At 66.9% G+C, this 17,675-nt stretch carries 16 protein-coding genes and 1 tRNA gene; 4 read left to right on the forward strand and 13 right to left on the reverse strand.

Annotated features, from left to right (window positions below; all coding sequences use genetic code 11):
- The first annotated feature begins 76 nt into the window (after positions 1-76).
- The gene (locus tag ACW18C_RS15190; protein WP_426026361.1) at positions 77-1,870 is read left to right on the forward strand and encodes a hypothetical protein; all 1,794 of its coding nucleotides are present in this window, start codon (positions 77-79) and stop codon (positions 1,868-1,870) included.
- A gap of 97 nt (positions 1,871-1,967) precedes the next feature.
- Here ACW18C_RS15190 and ACW18C_RS15195 read toward each other — a convergent pair whose 3' ends face one another.
- The 10 genes from ACW18C_RS15195 to ACW18C_RS15240 are packed head-to-tail and all read right to left on the reverse strand — an operon-like array spanning position 1,968 to position 12,094.
- The gene (locus ACW18C_RS15195; protein WP_008262249.1) at positions 1,968-3,044 is read right to left on the reverse strand and encodes a protein-glutamate methylesterase/protein-glutamine glutaminase; all 1,077 of its coding nucleotides are present in this window, start codon (positions 3,042-3,044) and stop codon (positions 1,968-1,970) included.
- 4 nt (positions 3,045-3,048) lie between these two features.
- Positions 3,049-3,903 (reverse strand): CheR family methyltransferase, encoded by an 855-nt coding sequence (locus ACW18C_RS15200; protein WP_008261775.1) that lies wholly within the window; start codon positions 3,901-3,903, stop codon positions 3,049-3,051.
- A gap of 34 nt (positions 3,904-3,937) precedes the next feature.
- On the reverse strand, positions 3,938-4,447 hold the full coding sequence (locus tag ACW18C_RS15205; protein ID WP_154726675.1) for a chemotaxis protein CheW: 510 nt from the start codon (positions 4,445-4,447) through the stop codon (positions 3,938-3,940).
- Entirely contained in the window at positions 4,447-6,504 is a 2,058-nt protein-coding gene (locus ACW18C_RS15210; protein WP_492071791.1) for a methyl-accepting chemotaxis protein, read from the reverse strand. The genes ACW18C_RS15205 and ACW18C_RS15210 overlap by 1 nt, the downstream gene beginning before the upstream one ends.
- A 33-nt stretch (positions 6,505-6,537) precedes the next feature.
- Complete coding sequence (locus ACW18C_RS15215; protein ID WP_154726675.1) at positions 6,538-7,047, reverse strand: chemotaxis protein CheW; 510 nt, start codon at positions 7,045-7,047, stop codon at positions 6,538-6,540.
- Positions 7,047-8,870 carry a methyl-accepting chemotaxis protein gene (locus ACW18C_RS15220; RefSeq protein WP_492071792.1) on the reverse strand — a complete coding sequence of 608 codons (1,824 nt, stop codon included), beginning with the start codon at positions 8,868-8,870 and terminating at the stop codon, positions 7,047-7,049. The genes ACW18C_RS15215 and ACW18C_RS15220 overlap by 1 nt, the downstream gene beginning before the upstream one ends.
- A gap of 23 nt (positions 8,871-8,893) precedes the next feature.
- Positions 8,894-9,415 (reverse strand): chemotaxis protein CheW, encoded by a 522-nt coding sequence (locus ACW18C_RS15225; protein WP_426025891.1) that lies wholly within the window; start codon positions 9,413-9,415, stop codon positions 8,894-8,896.
- The gene (locus ACW18C_RS15230; RefSeq protein WP_287928157.1) at positions 9,412-11,436 is read right to left on the reverse strand and encodes a chemotaxis protein CheA; all 2,025 of its coding nucleotides are present in this window, start codon (positions 11,434-11,436) and stop codon (positions 9,412-9,414) included. Before ACW18C_RS15230 ends, ACW18C_RS15225 begins: the two co-directional genes overlap by 4 nt.
- The gene (locus ACW18C_RS15235) at positions 11,433-11,801 is read right to left on the reverse strand and encodes a response regulator (RefSeq protein ID WP_008263549.1); all 369 of its coding nucleotides are present in this window, start codon (positions 11,799-11,801) and stop codon (positions 11,433-11,435) included. Before ACW18C_RS15235 ends, ACW18C_RS15230 begins: the two co-directional genes overlap by 4 nt.
- Positions 11,798-12,094: an STAS domain-containing protein gene (locus tag ACW18C_RS15240; RefSeq protein WP_426025889.1), complete on the reverse strand. Its 297-nt coding sequence runs from the start codon at positions 12,092-12,094 to the stop codon at positions 11,798-11,800. Before ACW18C_RS15240 ends, ACW18C_RS15235 begins: the two co-directional genes overlap by 4 nt.
- Positions 12,095-12,311: 217 nt before the next feature.
- Here ACW18C_RS15240 and ACW18C_RS15245 point away from each other — a divergent pair, with 217 nt between their 5' ends.
- Positions 12,312-14,246, forward strand: coding sequence for a PAS domain-containing hybrid sensor histidine kinase/response regulator (locus ACW18C_RS15245; protein WP_492071794.1), 1,935 nt, complete (start codon positions 12,312-12,314; stop codon positions 14,244-14,246).
- A 353-nt stretch (positions 14,247-14,599) separates the two neighbouring features.
- The gene (locus ACW18C_RS15250; RefSeq protein ID WP_492074044.1) at positions 14,600-14,680 is read left to right on the forward strand and encodes a hypothetical protein; all 81 of its coding nucleotides are present in this window, start codon (positions 14,600-14,602) and stop codon (positions 14,678-14,680) included.
- Between the two features lie 252 nt (positions 14,681-14,932).
- Here ACW18C_RS15250 and ACW18C_RS15255 read toward each other — a convergent pair.
- Both ACW18C_RS15255 and ACW18C_RS15260 read right to left on the reverse strand, forming a co-directional pair.
- Positions 14,933-15,007: transfer RNA gene (locus ACW18C_RS15255), tRNA-Gly, on the reverse strand.
- A gap of 220 nt (positions 15,008-15,227) precedes the next feature.
- Complete coding sequence (locus tag ACW18C_RS15260; protein ID WP_040349825.1) at positions 15,228-16,010, reverse strand: SDR family NAD(P)-dependent oxidoreductase; 783 nt, start codon at positions 16,008-16,010, stop codon at positions 15,228-15,230.
- Between the two features lie 55 nt (positions 16,011-16,065).
- Between ACW18C_RS15260 and ACW18C_RS15265 the strand changes: the two genes are divergently transcribed.
- On the forward strand, positions 16,066-16,455 hold the full coding sequence (locus ACW18C_RS15265; protein ID WP_035307542.1) for a YkvA family protein: 390 nt from the start codon (positions 16,066-16,068) through the stop codon (positions 16,453-16,455).
- A gap of 161 nt (positions 16,456-16,616) precedes the next feature.
- Here ACW18C_RS15265 and ACW18C_RS15270 read toward each other — a convergent pair whose 3' ends face one another.
- Complete coding sequence (locus ACW18C_RS15270) at positions 16,617-17,618, reverse strand: NADPH:quinone oxidoreductase family protein (RefSeq protein WP_492071796.1); 1,002 nt, start codon at positions 17,616-17,618, stop codon at positions 16,617-16,619.
- Positions 17,619-17,675 lie beyond the last annotated feature (57 nt).

Raw genomic sequence — 17,675 nt, forward strand, 5'->3', positions numbered from 1 at the left:
AATTCGAGTCGGCGTTTACGGTCGGTTTTCCTGTGCCGCGTAACCTGGGTTCATGACTCTCAGAATGAGACCCAGCATGCAGGCGCAAGCGCAGCCTTTCGATCCCGCCGCGACCGCCGACGCCGTCGTCGATTCAGGCGTTGATTCCGCCCCCCCCTTCTTCGCGCCCGTCGTCGCTTCTGACGTCACGGATCAGCTCGAGGCGGCGCGCGCCCTGGTCGAGAGCCGTTTTTCCGACGCGGGCGAACGCCTGGCCGGATCACTCGAAATGGTCGGCCGGCTGATCGAGGCCCTCGACCGGCTGGGTCTGACGCTGAACGTCGAATCGGTCTCGCACACCAGCAACGAGTTGCTGTCGACGGCGGAAAGCCTGAACGCCCTGCCCCTTACGCAGAAACGGCGGGTGGCGGATCTGGATCAGTTGAAGACCGCTGGCGCCCTGCTGGAGGCCGATATAGACGTGATGCGCACCACGCTGCGCTATCTGCGCGCCTTCGCCCTGAACGTGAAGATCACGGCCGGCGCGACCATCCGGGCCGCAGACGAGTTCGCCGGCTTCGCCGAGCGGATGTGTGAACAGTTGGACTTCGGCGTGTCCCAACTGGACCAGCTGGCCGAGGAGCTTACGCGGCTCGCACGCCAACTGGACGGCGCCCTGACCTTCGAAGAGGGGCTGGGCGGCAAGTACAAGGAGCTGATTCCGGCGGTGCCGGACAAGCTGGCGCTCGACGCCGAGACGCTCCGCGTGAACCACGCCCGCATCGCCGAGGTCGCCGCCTCGGTCGCCGCCATCGCGCGCGACATCCAGATGAAGGTCGGCAAGGCCCTGATGGCCCTGCAGATCGGGGACATCACCCGCCAGCGGATCGAACACGTCCAGCTGGGCATCCAGGTCGCGGCCCGCACGGTTCGCGAGGCGGACCTGTCGCCCGAGGCGCGTGACCGGGCCGAGCGCCGCCTGCTGCACATGGTCGCCGACCAGATGGCGGACATCGCCACCGATTTCGAGGCCGAAGCGGCCAAGGTCGTCCACAGCCTGTCCGGCATGGCCCAGGACACCAAACAGATCATGGTCATCCACGGCCTGTCCGACGGCGGGGGCGACCTGCGCGACCTCGAGATCAGTCTGGGTCGGGCCGGTCTGTTGATCGATGACGTCACAGCGGCCATGACCAACGCCCAGCGCATCAGCGGCGAGACCGTCTCGGCGGTCGAGGCCCTGGCCCGACGGGTGGACGCCATCCAGAAGGTCAAGCGCGACATCCAGCAGATGGCGATCAACAGCAGCCTGCGCTGCAATCGTCTGGGGGAAATCGGCAAGCCCCTGAGCGTCATCGCCATCGAGCTGAGCAGCCACGCCAGCCATCTGGAAGACGCCGCCGACCAGACCCTGGGTTCCCTGACCGCCCTGGCCGGCCTGGCCAACGGGATGGAGACCACCCAACCCGGCGACGCGCACGTGGACGCCGGACGGCTGAACGGTGTGCAGAGCCAGTTGCGCCGCGCCGCCGACGTGGTCGAGAACGATCTGGTCGGTCTGGGCGCCCATGGCGAGGCCACGGCCCGGTCGCTGGCCCTGGCCGCCGACCAGCTGGGCCTCAAGGAAGACCTGGGCGACGCCCTGCACACCGCCGCCATCGCCCTGGCCGAGGCCGCCGGACCGGTGGTCGAGGACCTGACCGATATCGCCGGAGTGGTGGACGCCGCCATGACCGAGATCGGGCGCTGCTACACCATGGCGCGCGAGCGGACGGTCCACGCGGCCCATGCGGTCTTTACCGAGACCGACAAGACCGACGAGGCGACGACGACGGAAACAGCCGGTGAAACGGCCGCCGCCGAGGACGAATTCGACGACCTTCTGTTCTGATCCGGGCGGCGGTCGGGCGCGATAGGCGCAGGCCTGGCCCCGTCCGTCTGCCTGTCTGTCTGTATGTCTGTCTGTCCGCGGGGCCGCGGGGCCGCCGTCAGCGAGACCGATCGACGTTCATGATCTCGCGGGCGATATGCTCCAGCGCCGTGACCTTCTGGGCGGCGCCGCGCGCAATGGCTTCCTTGGGCATGCCGAAGACGATCGAGGTCGCCTCGTCCTGCGCCACGGTGACGGCCCCGGCCTCCTTGAGCTCCAGCAGGCCGCGTGCGCCGTCATCGCCCATGCCGGTCATGATCACGCCCATGGCGTTGCGTCCGGCCGCCCGAGCGGCGGAGCGGAACAGGACGTCGACGGAGGGGCGGTGGCGCGACACGGGCGGCCCGTCCTTGATCGCCACCTGATAGCGGGCGCCGTGGCGTTCAAGCAGCATGTGCTTGTCGCCCGGCGCGATCAGGACGTGGCCGCGCAGGACCGGATCGCCGTTCTGAGCCTCCTTGACCTCGACCTCGCACAGGCTGTTGAGCCGTTTGGCGAAGGCGGCGGTGAAGCCCGCCGGCATGTGCTGGACGATGACGATGCCGGGCGCATTGGCCGGCAGCGCCTGCAACACCTCGCGCAGCGCCTCGGTCCCGCCTGTCGAGGCGCCCAGACAGGCCACCATCTCCGTCGTGCGCGCCATGGCGGCCCCTGTCGGGGGCGGCAGCATGGCGTCAGCCGTCAGCTTGGTTCCCGGATCCAGCGTTCGCGTCGTCGTTCGCCTTGCGCCCAGCCGGGCGCGCGCCGCAGCCTTGACCACATCGCGGATGCGATCCGCGCTCTCGGCCAGATGGTCCGCCGCCCCGATGCGCGGCTTCAGTATGATGTCGACCGCGCCGGCCTCCAGCGCCTGCATCAAGGTCTCGGATCCAGCCTCGGTCAGGGACGAGCACATGACGACCGGGATCGGCCGCTGGGCCATCAACTTGCGCAGGAAGGTGATGCCGTCCATGCGCGGCATCTCGACGTCCAGGGTGATGACGTCGGGCACGTCCTCGGCGATGCGACGCGCGGCGACGAAGGGGTCGGAGGCCACGCCCATGACCTCGATGCCGGGGTCGGCGGACAGGACGTCGACCAGAGTCTGGCGCACACTGGCCGAGTCGTCGATGACCAGAACGCGGACCTTGGGCATGGGATCAGGTCTTTCGGAAAATGGTGTTGGCGACAGTCACCAGAGGCAGTTCGATGCCGGTGATGCTCTCGGAATGGCCGATAAACAGATAGCCGCCGCGCTTCAGCCGGTCGCACAGCCGTTTCAGAACCTTGGCCTGAGTCTGTTTATCGAAATAGATCATAACGTTACGACACATGATCATATCGAACGGATCGCCGACCGAATAGGTCTCATCCATCAGATTGACCCGCGCCAGCGACAGTTTCGCCCGCAGCGACGGATGGATGCGGCCCTCGCGCCGTCCGCTGTCGCGTGCGGTCATGACCCAGCGCCGCATTTCGGCGGGGACCGGGGTCAGCATCTCGTTCGGATAGACGCCGCGCAGCGCGGTTTCCAGCACATCGGTGGACAGGTCCGTGCCCAGGATCTGATAGTCGGGGCCGCCCTGTTCATCGGCGAATTTCTGCATGACCATGGCCATGGTGTAGGGCTCGGCGCCCATCGAGCAGGCGGCGCTCCAGGCCCGGATCCGCCGCATCCCGGCCGCCTTGAACTCGGGCAGCACGTGGGACGTCATATAGTCGAAATGGCGGGGTTCGCGGAAGAAGTCGGTCTTGTTGGTCGTCACCGCGTCGATCAGGAAGACGGACTCGGCCTCGAGCCCGTCCTCCTTGAACAGATAGTCGCAATAGTCGTCGAAGGTCGCATAGCCCGTGCTGCGCAGACGGCGGCGCAGCCGCCCCTCCAGCATGGTCCGCTTGGACGACGGCATCTTGATGCCGCTGTAGTCGTAGATATAGGCCGCCATCCGCTCGAAATTGCGGGCGCTGATCTGATCGACGGGAGGCGAGGACTGTTCCAGCGCGGCGTGGGACAAGGCGATACTCTTTCTGAGAAACCGGCTGCGACCGTCAGGCCGCTCGATCGATGTTGGGGAAGGACGCCAGAGAGACGGTGTCGGTGCTGGACAGCAGTCGAGGCAGGTCGATCAGGACGACGAAGCCGTCCTCGCGCCGCACCACGCCCGAGATATAGTCCGAGCGCCACTTGATCCCGATGTCGGGCGACGGCTCGATCTGGTCGGCGCTGAAGACCGCCACCTCGAACACCCGGTCCGCCACCAGGCCCAGGCTGAGCACCCGGTCCTCCAGCGGAATGTCCAGCACCAGGATGCGGGTGTTCAGCGTCGGCTCGGTCGGCGCCATGCCCAGGCGGATCCGAAGATCCGCCGTGGGAACCCCCTGCCCCCGCACGTCCGTCAGGCCCAGAAGATAGTCCGGACTGTTGGGAATGCGCGAGGGCGCCTGATAGGTCAGGATCTCCCGCACCAGGCCGACCGGGGCGGCGAAGAGTTCGTCGCCCAGGCCGAAGGTCACATATTGCCCCTCAGAGGCGCCTGGCCCCTTGGCGGTTTCGGACATCAGGCGCTCTCCCGGAAGTCCATGTCCTCGTCGTCCGCGCCGCCGGTCGCCAGGTCCAGGGCGAAGCCCTTGGCGCGGGCCTGCTGGGCGTGGACGGCGGGCTTGGCCGGCGCAGCCTTGGGCGTCGGGCGGGCCGCCGGCTTGGCCGGGGCCTTGAAGCTCGAGGCGCGGGCCGGAGCCCGGGCCGGAGCGCGGGCGCCGCTGCGGCCGCCGGTCGTGTCGGTGCGGAAGAAGGCGATCGAGGTCTGCAGTTCCTCGGCCTGGGCCGCCAGTTCCTCGGAGGTGGCCGACATCTGCTCGGACGCGCCGGCGTTCTGCTGGGTCACCTTGTCCAGCTGCTGGATGGCCTCGTTGATCTGGCTGGCGCCGACGTCCTGCTCGCGGCAGGCGGCGCTGATCTCCGACACCAGTTCGGCGGTCTTGCGGATGTCCGGCACCAGGCGTTGCAGCATCTCGCCGGCTTCCTGGGCCGCCTTGACCGTGTCGCCCGACACCGCGCCGATCTCGGCGGCGGCCGTCTGGCTGCGTTCGGCCAGTTTGCGCACTTCCGAGGCGACGACGGCGAAGCCCTTGCCGTGCTCCCCGGCGCGGGCGGCCTCGACCGCTGCGTTCAGGGCCAGCAGATCGGTCTGGCGCGCGATCTCCTGCACGATGCCGATCTTGTCGGCGATGGTGCGCATGGCGTCCACCGCCCGGTTGACCGCCTCGCCGCTGGCCTCGGCGTCCTTGGACGACTGACGCGAGATCTTCTCGGTCTGGGCCGCGTTGTCGGCGTTCTGCTTGATGTTGGCGGCCATCTCTTCCATCGAGGCCGAGGCCTGTTCGGCGGCGGCGGCCTGTTCGGTCGCACCCTGGCTCATCTGTTCCGACGTCGCCGAAAGCTCCTGGCTGCCCGAGGAGACGTTGTCGGCGGCCGACAGGGCGTCGCCGACCACGCCGCGCAGGCGTTCCACCATGGACTGCAGCGAAAGACCCAGCGTGTCCTTGTCCGACAGCGGCTTGGGCTGGACCGTCAGGTCCCCGTTGGCGATCTCGTCCGCCATCGAAGCCGTGACCCTCAGATTATCGACCATCCGCTCCAGCGAGATGCCCAGGGTGTCCTTGTCCGACATGGGCTTGGGCTGGACGCTCAGGTCGCCGTTGGCGATCTCGTCCGCCATCGCGGCGGTGCCGCGCAGATTGCCGACCATCCGTTGCAGGGAGATACCCAGGATGTCCTTGTCCGACAGCGGCTTGGGCTGAACGCTCAGGTCGCCCTGGGCGATCTCGTCGGCCATGGCGGCCGTGGCCTTCAGGTTGGCGGTCATCCGGTTGACCGTATCGACCAGATCCTTGATCTCGTCATTGGTCGTCACGGCGACGTCCTGGTTCAGGTCGCCGATGGCGACCGCGTCGATCGCCGTCGCGATCTTGCGCAGACCCATGGTGACGGTCCGCGAAATCCACAGCGCCGCGACCACGCCGATGATCAGACCGGCGGCGACCAGGGCGATGAACAGGCTGCGCGCCTCGGAAAACACCTTGTCCCCTTCGGCGCTGGCGGCGGCGCCGCCTTCGACATTGAGGTTCACCAGCTTGACCAGGTCCGCCGACATGTCGTCGTAGAGGGGCTTGCTGGCCAGCATGGCCTGGGCGGCCGCTTCGTTCTGATTGGCGCGGGAGAAGGCGAGCATCCGCTCCCCATCCCGCAGGTAGTTTTCATACTTGTCCGAAAACTGGTTGTAGAGATTCCGCTCGGAGTCCGACGAAATCAGGGCTTCGTATTTCGCCTGGTCCCTTTTGATCGTCTCCAGCGTGGCGGCGATATCCTTTTCGACAGCCGCCATGCGCGCCGGATCGGTCGAGGTGATGTGCGCATACTGCTGCGCGCGAAGATCCGAAGTCGCCGTATTGATAAGGTGGATCGCGTCGATGCTGGGCAACCAGTTTTCGGTGATGATCGTGGACTGGTGATTGACGCTGCTCATCTTCATGACGCCGACGACGCCGAGAATCATAGCGATGGCCAGCACAGCGGCGAAGGCCCCGGCCAGTTTCATCTTAATCGTAGCGCGCATTGTAATGTTCTTTCCAGGAAACGTCGGCGGCCGTCAGGCCGCTCGATCGATGTTGGGGAAGGACGCCAGAGAGACGGTGTCGGTGCTGGACAGCAGTCGAGGCAGGTCGATCAGGACGACGAAGCCGTCCTCGCGCCGCACCACGCCCGAGATATAGTCCGAGCGCCACTTGATCCCGATGTCGGGCGACGGCTCGATCTGGTCGGCGCTGAAGACCGCCACCTCGAACACCCGGTCCGCCACAAGGCCCAGGCTGAGCACCCGGTCCTCCAGCGGAATGTCCAGCACCAGGATGCGGGTGTTCAACGTCGGCTCGGTCGGCGCCATGCCCAGGCGGATCCGAAGATCCGCCGTGGGAACCCCCTGCCCCCGCACGTCCGTCAGGCCCAGAAGATAGTCCGGACTGTTGGGAATGCGCGAGGGCGCCTGATAGGTCAGGATCTCCCGCACCAGGCCGACCGGGGCGGCGAAGAGTTCGTCGCCCAGGCCGAAGGTCACATATTGCCCCTCAGAGGCGCCTGGCCCCTTGGCGGTTTCGGACATCAGGCGCTCTCCCGGAAGTCCATGTCCTCGTCGTCCGCGCCGCCGGTCGCCAGGTCCAGGGCGAAGCCCTTGGCGCGGGCCTGCTGGGCGTGGACGGCGGGCTTGGCCGGCGCAGCCTTGGGCGTCGGGCGGGCCGCCGGCTTGGCCGGGGCCTTGAAGCTCGAGGCGCGGGCCGGAGCCCGGGCCGGAGCGCGGGCGCCGCTGCGGCCGCCGGTCGTGTCGGTGCGGAAGAAGGCGATCGAGGTCTGCAGCTCCTCGGCCTGGGCCGCCAGTTCCTCGGAGGTGGCCGACATCTGCTCGGACGCGCCGGCGTTCTGCTGGGTCACCTTGTCCAGCTGCTGGATGGCCTCGTTGATCTGGCTGGCGCCGACATCCTGTTCGCGGCAGGCGGCGCTGATCTCGGACACCAGTTCGGCGGTCTTGCGGATGTCCGGCACCAGACGTTGCAGCATTTCGCCGGCTTCCTGGGCCGCCTTGACCGTATCGCCCGACACCGCGCCGATTTCGGCGGCGGCCGTCTGGCTGCGTTCGGCCAGTTTGCGCACTTCCGAGGCGACGACGGCGAAGCCCTTGCCGTGCTCCCCGGCGCGAGCGGCCTCGACCGCTGCGTTCAGGGCCAGCAGATCGGTCTGACGGGCGATCTCCTGCACGATGCCGATCTTGTCGGCGATGGTGCGCATGGCGTCTACCGCCCGGTTGACCGCCTCGCCGCTGGCCTCGGCGTCCTTGGACGACTGACGCGAGATCTTCTCGGTCTGGGCCGCGTTGTCGGCGTTCTGCTTGATGTTGGCGGCCATCTCTTCCATCGAGGCCGAGGCCTGTTCGGCGGCGGCGGCCTGTTCGGTCGCCCCCTGGCTCATCTGTTCCGACGTCGCCGAAAGCTCCTGGCTGCCCGAGGAAACGTTGTCGGCGGCCGACAGGGCGTCGCCGACCACGCCGCGCAGGCGTTCCACCATGGACTGCAGCGAAAGACCCAGCGTGTCCTTGTCCGACAGCGGCTTGGGCTGGACCGTCAGGTCGCCGTTGGCGATCTCATCCGCCATGGTCGCGGTGGCCTTCAGATTGTCCGTCAGTCTGTTGAAGGCGTTGACCAGGTCCTTGATCTCGTCGTTCGACTTGATCTCGACCCGCTCGTCCAGGTCGCCGACGGCGACGGCGTCGGCTACGGTCATCAGGCGGCTGAGGCCCGAGCTGATGCCCAGGGCGATCCACAGGGCGAAGGCCACGGCGATGGCCAGGGCCGCGAGGGTCAGGACGACCACGAGGTTGCGGGTGTCAGCGTATTGTTTGCCCGTATCGTCGTCCGCCTGGACCATGGCGGCCTGGTTTCGCGCGACGATCTTCTGGAAGATTTCCGTCATCTCGGTCGCGACTTCACGACCCTCCCCATTGGAAAGAGCGATGGCTTCCGCATTCTGCCCAGCGCGAACCAACTCTGCCATCCGGCTTTCCAGCGTCGTCATCCGCCCCAAGAGGGCTTCCAGTCTCTCCCAATCCGGCTTGCCGCTAGCGGCTGCCTTGTCCACACCGACCGCGAGCAATTCCGCCATGGCCTCGCGGGCCTGTTCGCCCGTCGCCACGTGACGGCTCATTTCTTCAGGGGTCGAGGAGAGGATCAGGTTCTTTTCGGCTCGGATCGATTCCAGCAGGCGAATATTCGCCGTCTGGGAATTCTCCAGCCGCTGGGCGGGTCCTGCAATCACATCGGTGATGGCCTGGTTCAGATTGCCCAGGCTGTAGATGCCCAGACCGGCTATACCGACGAGCAGGATGATCATCATCCCGAAGCCCGCGGCCAGTTTAGCCTTGATGGTGAAACGCATACTCTATCCCCTCGAAGAGCCGGTTAATGGCGGGTGGCGGACGCGGCCGGCTGGCGGGCGTCCTGCTGCTGATTGAAGATGGCCTGGAGGTCGGGAACGACGATGAATTCGCCGCCGCGCTTGACCAGACACTGGATGAACTCGGGCCGCCAGCGCATGCCGACGCTGGGCGGCGCCTCAGAGTCGGCGCGGGCCAGGGTGGTGACTTCGTGGACCTTGTCGGTGCGAAGGCCGACCAGGGTCGGTTCGCCGGCCAGTTCGATCTCGATGACCACGATCCGGCTGTCGATGGTGGCGGCCCCCCGCTCCAGCCCGAAGGCCACGCGCAGGTCGGACAAGGGAATGACCTTGCCGCGGAAGTTGATGACCGCCCCGGCGAAGGCGCCGGCGCCGGGCACCACGGTCTCGGGCGCCAGGTCCATGATCTCCTGCACGCCGACGGCGTGAAGGGCGAACAGCTCGCCATTCAGTTCGAAGGTCAGGACCTCGACCTGTTCGGCGCCGGTCCAACCGGGCGCAGTGGTGATTTCGGCCTGGGTGCTCATATGGCTTCGCGCATCTGCGCCTCCTGCTGCTGGCCCTTGGCGACCAGGTGGCCGACGTCCAGGATCAGGGCCACGCCGCCGTCGCCCAGGATGGTGGCGCCCGAGAAGGTCGGCAGGCCGGAATGGAGTTTGGACATCGACTTGATCACCGTCTGGTGGTCGCCGATGATCTGATCGACCACCAGGCCGATCCGCTCGGTCCCGGTCGAAACGACCACGACCTTCTGGTGCAGTTCGGGCGGGGTGCCGGTCTCGAACATCTCGCGCAGGCGCAGATAGGGCACCAGGCTGTTGCGCAGCGAGATGAAGCTGCGACCGCGCGAGCGCAGATCCTCGTCCAGCGACAGTTCCAGGCATTCCTCGACGGCGCCCAGCGGGATCACGTAGCGGCCCTGACCGACGCGGACCAGCAGGCCGTCGATGATGGCCAGGGTCAGCGGGATCCGCAGCGACACCTCCGAGCCCTCGCCAGGCCGGCTGGCGATGTCGATGGAGCCGCGCAGCGCCTCGATGGTGCGTTTGACCACGTCCATGCCGACGCCGCGGCCGGACAGATTGGTCACCGCCGCCGCCGTCGAGAAGCCGGGATGGAAGATCATCTGCAGCAGGTCGTGGTCGCTGAGTGCGGCGCCGGGCTCGATCAGGCCCTGCGCCTCCGCCTTGGCGCGGACGCGGTCGCGGTCGATGCCTCGACCGTCGTCGCGGATGGTGATGACCACCTCGCCGCCCGACTGATGGGCCGACAGGCGGATGCGGCCGGTGGCGGGCTTGCCGGCGGCCGCGCGATCCTCGGCGGTCTCCAGTCCGTGGTCGGCGGCGTTGCGGATCAGGTGGACCAGCGGGTCGGCCAGGCGTTCGATGACGGTCTTGTCGATCTCGGTCGTCTCGCCGTCGGTCGACAGTTCGATGACCTTGCCGGTCTCGCGGGCCAGGTCATGGACCAGGCGGCGGAAGCGGCCGAACAGGGTCGCCACCGGCACCATGCGCAGCACCATCATGGTGTCGCGCAGCTCGCCCGACAGGCGTTCGATCTCTTCCGAGACGGCGCGCAGGGCTGTGTCGACGCCGGAGTTGGCGATCTGGCTCAGGCGGGACTGGGCGATGACCAGTTCCCCCACGCGGTCCATCAGTTCGTCCAGGCGATCGGCCGGCACCCGCACGCTCTCGCTCGGCTTGGCCGTCTTGGCGACGCCGGCCTCGGCGGCGTCCGGAGCGGTGGGGGCGGAAGACTGGACCGGTGCGGCGACCTGAGCCGGTGCGGCGGTCTGGGGCAGGATCGAAGGACCCTCGGCGACGACCTCAGCCGGACCGGTCTGGTCCGCAACGACCGCGTCCGCATTGGACGCGTCCAGGGGCTCGATCGACAGGTTCATCTCGTCCATCACGAAGATGAAGACATCCTCGATCGCCCCCCGGCCCTGATCGGTGGTCAAGGTCACGTCCCAGGCCAGATAGTGGTCGGTCGGCTCGATCTGGCTCAGCGGCGGCACGCGCGAGACGTCGGCCACGACGCGCGCCTCGCCCAGGTCGCGAAGCTCGGCCAGCAGGGCCAGAGGATTGGTGCCGTTCTTGAAGGCGTGGGACGGCAGATCGAACCGGATGCGCCAGGCCGTCTGGACGGGGGCGGCGGCGACGGGCGCATTCCCGTCCGCTTCGCGCACAGCCCGTTCCAGGTCGGCCAGCAGGACATCGCCCGCCGCGCCGTGATCACCCGTCGGATCCTCCATCAGGCGGCGCATATGATCCCGCGCCGCCAGAACGGCCGAGACCAGGTCGGTCGTGGCCGCCACCTCGCCCTTGCGGACGCGGTCGAAGGCGGTCTCGCAGTGGTGGGTGAAACCGGCCAGGGCGTCGAAGCCGAACATGGACCCCGATCCCTTCAGGGTGTGAAGCCCCCGGAACACGGCGTCCACCAGATCGCGATCCTCGGGTCGGTCCAGAAGATCGAGCAGGCCCTGTTCGATCAACTCCAGGTTCTCTCTCGCCTCAACCTGGAAAACGGCGATGGCTTCGTCGCTCATCGTCCCAGCACCTTCTTGGCCACACGCACCAGTTGATCGGGATCGAAGGGCTTGGTCAGCCATCCGGTGGCGCCTGCGGCCTTGGCCCGCGCCTTGAATCCTTCGTCGGATTCCGTGGTCAGGAAGACGATCGGCACGCCCATCTGGTCGGGCATCCGGCGCATCTCCTCGATCATGGTCAGGCCGTCCATGACGGGCATGTTCAGATCGGTGATGATCAGGTCGAAGGCGCTGGCCTTGGCCTTTTCAATGCCCTCGGCGCCATTGACCGCTTCGGCTACCGAATAGCCGGCGTTGGTCAGCGCGATCTTCAGCGCGACGCGGATACTGGGCGAGTCATCGACCGTGAGTATAGAAGCGGTCATTGGGCGGGTCCTTGGTGAAGCCAGAACTGGAGATCGTCAGCCGTGGCGTCCGTCAGGAAGCCGGCTGCATCGAGCGCTGGCCGAAATTCCGTCGCCGGACGTTCCAGGACCAGGGTCTTGCCGACCGCCCGGGCCTGGCGCCGCGCAGACTCGATCAGCTGCAATCCGCAAAGATCGACGGGCTGTTCATCGGCAAGGTCGAGACTGATGGTGTCGTCTTCCTCGAAGGCGTCGAGAATCGACTGGCGAAGGACGACGACGTTCTTCACTACGAGAGCAGCGTCGATCAGCACACGTTTCGTCATACTCCATCCCCACCACGCATGACGCAGAGCCATGCAACTGATCCCCATGGTTGACGATGGGCGTTAAACCGCCTTCAAAACTCCGCTAGGTGAATCTACCTAGCTTGACCATAAGCAACGCAAGGCTGTGTCGTTCACTTCGACTTCACCTTCCCGGATTAGATTTGCATCCTCAGCAGAACCGCTGAACACAGGGGGGTCCGAATTGACCTACGTCGATGCAGATGATGAAACCTGCTATGAGGGCGACGTCTTCCACGGCCAGATCGCGGACGCCTCGCCCGCCTATATATGGCTGCTGAACCCACAGGGACGGATCGTCCATGTCAGCCGTGCGGCGCGGCGTTTCCAGCCGGAACCTCCAGCGCCCCATACCATGGCCTGGCGCGACGCCTGGCCGGTCGACTGCCGCTTTTCCATCGATCGCGGCGTCCAGGAAGCACAGGCGGGTCGGGCCTTCTCCTTCCGCACGCGATTCACCACTGAACAATCGTCGGCGGTCTATCTGGATACGACGGTCAGCGCCGTGCGCGACGACGCCGGGCGGATCGTGCGCCTTCTGGTCAAGGCCGAGGACGTCACCCAGGAGACCGAGACCGCCGCCTTCCTGAACACCGTCATCGAGGTCCTGCCCCTGGCCCTGACCGTCAAGGACGCCCGGACGGGCCGCTACATCCTGGCCAACCGCGCGGCGGAGAAACTGTTCGGTCGGTTCGAGGGGCTGACGGGACTGCGGGCCTCCGACGTCCTGCCCGCCGCCTTCGCTGAATGGGCGGCGGACGCCGTACCGGGCATGGGCTCCCAGTCGACGGTGTACGAGGATCACGCTGAGGCCGGGTTCCGCTATCTGGCCGCCACCAAGCTCGCGACCTATGACGACGAAGGCGTGCGCCATCTGATCGGCCTGACCGAGGACATCACCCAGAAACAGCGTGACGCCGACGCCCTCTATCAGGCGCTGGAACAGGCCGAACAGGCCAACCGCGCCCGCAGCGCCTTCGTCACCAACATCAGCCACGAGATTCGCACCCCCCTGAACGGCGTCATCGCCGGGGTCGATCTTCTCGCCGCCCGCTCGACCGCGCCGGACATCCAGGAAGTCACCGAGATGATCCGCGCCTCGGCCGCCGTGCTGCAGGATCAGTTGCAGCAACTGCTGGCCGTCGCTCGCCTGGACGGGATAGAGGGGCCGCCGGAGGTCGAGACCTTCGCCCTTGGCGACCTGATCGAGCGGGTCGTCCGCCCCGCTCGCGAGGCCGCAAGGGCCAAGGGTCTGGCGTTCGTCGTCGAGATCGCCCCCGCTCTTCCCGCAGCCTTCGTCGGCGATCCGGCGGGCATAGAGCGGGTGCTGACGCCCTTGCTGAACAATGCGGTCAAGTTCACCCACCGGGGCGAAATCCGCCTGACCGTCGATCCATGCCAGAACGGGGGTGTTCGCTTCGCCTGCGTGGACACGGGCGTCGGTTTCGATCCCGCCCTGAAGGCGGCCATGTTCGCCGCGTTCCGGCAACAGGACGACGCCCTGACCCGCGAATACGGCGGCATGGGCCTGGGTCTGGCCTTGGCGCGGAAAGCCGCGCGAGCGCTCGGCGGGATCCTCGACGCCGCGCCGCGTGAGGACGGGGGGTCGGTCTTCTGGCTGGATCTGCCCCTGTCCACCGCGCCGGTTCAAACCACGGACGAAGTCACGACCGACCCGGTTGACCGGTTGCGCGTCCTGGTCGCCGACGACCATCCGACCAATCGCCGGATCGTCGAAATGATGCTGGAGTCCGTTGCGGACGTCACGACGGCCGAAGACGGCGTGGAGGCTGTGGAAGCCGCCGGACGCGAAACCTTCGACGTCATCCTGATGGACATCCAGATGCCCCGCATGGACGGAATCACGGCGGTCGCCCGCATTCGCGACGCGGAACGCGCGGCGGGCCGGGCCCACGTCCCGGTCATCATGCTGACCGCCAATACCCAGCCCGAACATGTCGAAGCGGCGCGGCTGGCGGGCGCCGACCGCCACCTCGGCAAACCCTTCACCCTCGCCCTGCTTTTCAACGAGATCCAGGCCCTGCTGGCGGACGCCCCGGCCCGCACGCCCCTGGGCCGTCACGCGAACGTCCAGGGCGCGAGTTCGACGTCCCGATAGAGGAAGCGGAAAACGCCTGATCTGTCGCAATAGGCCCTCGCGGCGCCGATGGAATCCGCTCCGACATGGAGCGACATCTATCTTTGAAGACCACGCGGGGGGCTGTGGCCGTCCGGGCGTCCTTGACGGCAAGGGTCAGGGGCAGGGCCTTGATGACGGTGTTCAGGAAGCAGCCCCCTGGACGAGATCGTCGCTTGATCGAGTGGAGAATGCGCTCGACCAGGGAGGAGCGAGAACGTGACCAAGCTCAGAGCTAGGGTTGGCGTCAGAGCGGCGAGAGCTTTGGACACGGCGAGCGGACAGCCCTGCTCAAAGCCATCCTCGATTTCCCCCGCGACCCGCGCGAGGTCTTCCTGCTCCATCGCATGGCGCATATGCCGTACGAACAAATGGGGTCGCTCTTGGACATGACGCCGGACGCAGTGCAGGCGTGACCAGAGACATCCGGGTCGCTTTGGTCACGTCGCCACGGCCCTCTGACCCCCACTCTAGCACATCAGGTTTCCGTTTGCGGACGCGACGACGCACGCGCAAAATCACCGGAAGTGACCGGAGTCACGCCGTGGCTTTCTACGACGCGATATTTTGCGCTGCCCACTGCTTCCCATAGGGGCGCTCGGACGACTGGGAAGCAGTTTTGGACCCCGGAGGGGAAGGCTAACTGCTTGTCTACCTTGGTTTCGACTTGGAGCGGGCGAAGAGATTCGAACTCTCGACCCCAACCTTGGCAAGGTTGTGCTCTACCACTGAGCTACGCCCGCACTCCGTAGGAGCTAAGTGCGCTCCCCGTCGAGGAGGGGGCGTATAGCGGAGGGTTGAGCGGTCCTGCAAGCTCTTTTTTGCGACTATCGCGCTTCGCGCTATTTGGGCCGAATTCATGCCTAAACGGCCGAAGCCGGAACGCCCGTGCTCTCGCCGCCTGAGCGCTTTCGCGCTCAAGCAGCGAGCCGCCGCGCGGCGAGCGTAGCGCCCCTCCGCGCGTCAGCGCGGCGCCAAGCGGATAGCCCCGTCCAGGCGGATGCACTCGCCGTTGATATAGACGTTGCGCGCCAGCTCCAGCACCAGGGAGGCGTAGTCGGCCGGCGTGCCCAGGCGGCTGGGGAAGGGGATGGCGGCGGCCAGGGCGTCCTGGATCTTCTGGTCCATGCCGGCCATCATCGGCGTCCACATGATGCCCGGCAGGATGGTGTTGCAGCGGACGCCTTCCTGGGCCAGGTCCCGCGCGATCGGCAGGGTCATGGCGTAGACCCCGCCCTTGGACGCCGAATAGGCCGCCTGGCCGATCTGGCCGTCCTGGGCCGCCACCGAGGCCGTATTGACGATCAGGCCGCGCTCGCCGTCCGCCATCGGCTCCAGCGTCACCATTCCAGCCGCCGACTGCGACAGGACGCGGAAGGTGCCGAACAGATTGACCCGCACCGTGCGTTCGAACTGGGCCATGTCGTGGGCCTTGATCTCGCCGGTGTCCTTCTTGCGCGAGACGGTCTTCATGCCGGTGGCGATGCCGGCGCAGTTGACGGTCAGACGTTCCTGGCCATGGGCGGCGCGGGCCTTGGCGAAGGCGGCGGCGACCGAGGCGTCGTCGGTGACGTCCACCTGGCAGAAGACGCCGCCGATCTCGGCCGCGATGGCCTCGCCCTTCTCGGCGTTCAGGTCGAACAGGGCGACCTTGGCCCCGGTGGCGGCGATGGCGCGCGCCGTGCCTTCGCCCAGACCCGAGGCGCCGCCCGTGACCACGGCGGAAATGGTGCTGTCGAGTTTCATCCCGGTCATTCCTATGTTGTATTGAACCTGAGTTTCGTTTGAGGATTTAGCGGCCATGAGCGCCAAAGCCAAACCCGTCGACGCCCTGGACCCGCGAAAGGCCCTCGTGCCCTCTGTGGTCAAGGTCAACGAGGTGCGAGTCGCCAAGGGCTTCTGGCCCAAGATCCAGCGCACGGCCGCCCGCATCCCCTTCGCGGATCAGGCCCTGGCCGCCTGGTACGCCGCGCGCGACCCGGCGACGCCCCTGCCCGCCAAGGGCATGATCTTCGCCGGCCTGGCCTATTTCATCATGCCGATCGACGCGATCCCCGACCTGTTCGCCGGCATCGGCTATACCGACGACGCGGCCGTGATCGCGGCTTTGATCGCCACCCTCGGCGCCAACATCAAACGCCGCCACCGCGACCAGGCCGAGGACGCGGTTCAGCGGTTGAAGGGGAAATAGCAGATCTTCCCCCGCTTGCGGGGGAAGTGTCAGGTCGTGGCGCGCAGCGACACGCCTGACGATGGGGGAAGTCTTCTTGTTCAAGCAAGACTTCCCTCTCCGACCCAGGTTCGCTTCGCGAACGCCGGGCCACCTCTCCCGCAAGCGGGAGAGGGTCTGATCTAATCCCCCACCGTCACAACGATCTTGCCCAAGGCCTGACGGTCGCCCAGCGCCTTGATCGCCTCCCCCGCCTTCTCCAGCGGGAAGGTCTTCGACACACGCGGCTTGATCTTGCTCTCGGCGTACATCTGCATCAGCTCGGCCATATTGGCGGCGTGGCCCTTCGGATCACGCGCAACCGCCGCGCCCCAGAAGACCCCGATCACCGACACCGACTTCAGCAGGGTCAGGTTCAGCGGCAGGGACGGGATTCCCGCCGGGAAGCCGACCACCAGATAGCGCCCGTTCCAGTCCATGGCCCGCAGCGCCGGATCGGCGTAATCGCCGCCCACCACGTCATAGACCACGTCGGCCCCGTCCCGCCCCGTCGCCAGTTTGAACTCGCCCGACAGTTCCTTCTGCGCCGCCCTGTCCATAGGCCCGGTTGGATAGATCAGGCCGTTGTCGGCCCCCAGGTCCAAAGCGAACTGGACCTTGTCGTTGGTCGAGGCGGCGGCCACGACCCGCGCCCCCATGGCCTTGCCCAGTTCGACCGCGGCGGCGCCCACGCCCCCGGCCGCGCCGAGCACCAGAAGCGTCTCGCCCGGCTGCAGCTTCGCCCGGTCCTTCAGGGCGTAATAGCTGGTGCCATAGGTCATGATCAGGGCCGCCGCCTCTTCGAAGCTCATGGCCTCTGGAATGGGAATGACCGTCTCGGCCCGCACCGCCAGCCGCTCCACCAGCCCGCCCCAGCCGGGCACGGCGATGACCCGGTCGCCCTTGGCCACGCCCTTGACGCCCTCGCCCACCGCCTCGACCACGCCGGCGACTTCCGCGCCGGGCGAGAAGGGACGTTCGGGCCGGAACTGGTATTTGTCCTCGATGATCAGCGTATCGGGATAGTTGATCCCCACGGCCTTCACCTCGATCACCACCTCGCCCGCCTTGGGCGTAGGATCGAGCACGTCTTCCACCACCAGGGTTTCGGGACCGCCAGGAGCCTTGGACAAGACAGCGCGCATTATTCCTCCTTGGCCTAGCGCGCTTCGCGCGACTTGAGGCCGTTGGTTTATTGGACA

Source organism: Brevundimonas sp. FV1ye7S (assembly GCF_058680995.1).

Bases quoted from the DNA above. Each gene is read 5' to 3' on its own strand.
- ACW18C_RS15260 (WP_040349825.1), bottom strand. From the start codon at position 16,010: ATGAAACTCGACAGCACCATTTCCGCCGTGGTCACGGGCGGCGCCTCG.
- ACW18C_RS15230 (WP_287928157.1), bottom strand. From the start codon at position 11,436: ATGAGCGACGAAGCCATCGCCGTTTTCCAGGTTGAGGCGAGAGAGAAC.
- ACW18C_RS15225 (WP_426025891.1), bottom strand. From the start codon at position 9,415: ATGAGCACCCAGGCCGAAATCACCACTGCGCCCGGTTGGACCGGCGCC.
- ACW18C_RS15205 (WP_154726675.1), bottom strand. From the start codon at position 4,447: ATGTCCGAAACCGCCAAGGGGCCAGGCGCCTCTGAGGGGCAATATGTG.
- ACW18C_RS15190 (WP_426026361.1), top strand. From the start codon at position 77: ATGCAGGCGCAAGCGCAGCCTTTCGATCCCGCCGCGACCGCCGACGCC.
- ACW18C_RS15220 (WP_492071792.1), bottom strand. From the start codon at position 8,870: ATGCGTTTCACCATCAAGGCTAAACTGGCCGCGGGCTTCGGGATGATG.
- ACW18C_RS15270 (WP_492071796.1), bottom strand. From the start codon at position 17,618: ATGCGCGCTGTCTTGTCCAAGGCTCCTGGCGGTCCCGAAACCCTGGTG.
- ACW18C_RS15210 (WP_492071791.1), bottom strand. From the start codon at position 6,504: ATGCGCGCTACGATTAAGATGAAACTGGCCGGGGCCTTCGCCGCTGTG.
- ACW18C_RS15215 (WP_154726675.1), bottom strand. From the start codon at position 7,047: ATGTCCGAAACCGCCAAGGGGCCAGGCGCCTCTGAGGGGCAATATGTG.
- ACW18C_RS15265 (WP_035307542.1), top strand. From the start codon at position 16,066: ATGAGCGCCAAAGCCAAACCCGTCGACGCCCTGGACCCGCGAAAGGCC.
- ACW18C_RS15235 (WP_008263549.1), bottom strand. From the start codon at position 11,801: ATGACCGCTTCTATACTCACGGTCGATGACTCGCCCAGTATCCGCGTC.
- ACW18C_RS15195 (WP_008262249.1), bottom strand. From the start codon at position 3,044: ATGCCCAAGGTCCGCGTTCTGGTCATCGACGACTCGGCCAGTGTGCGC.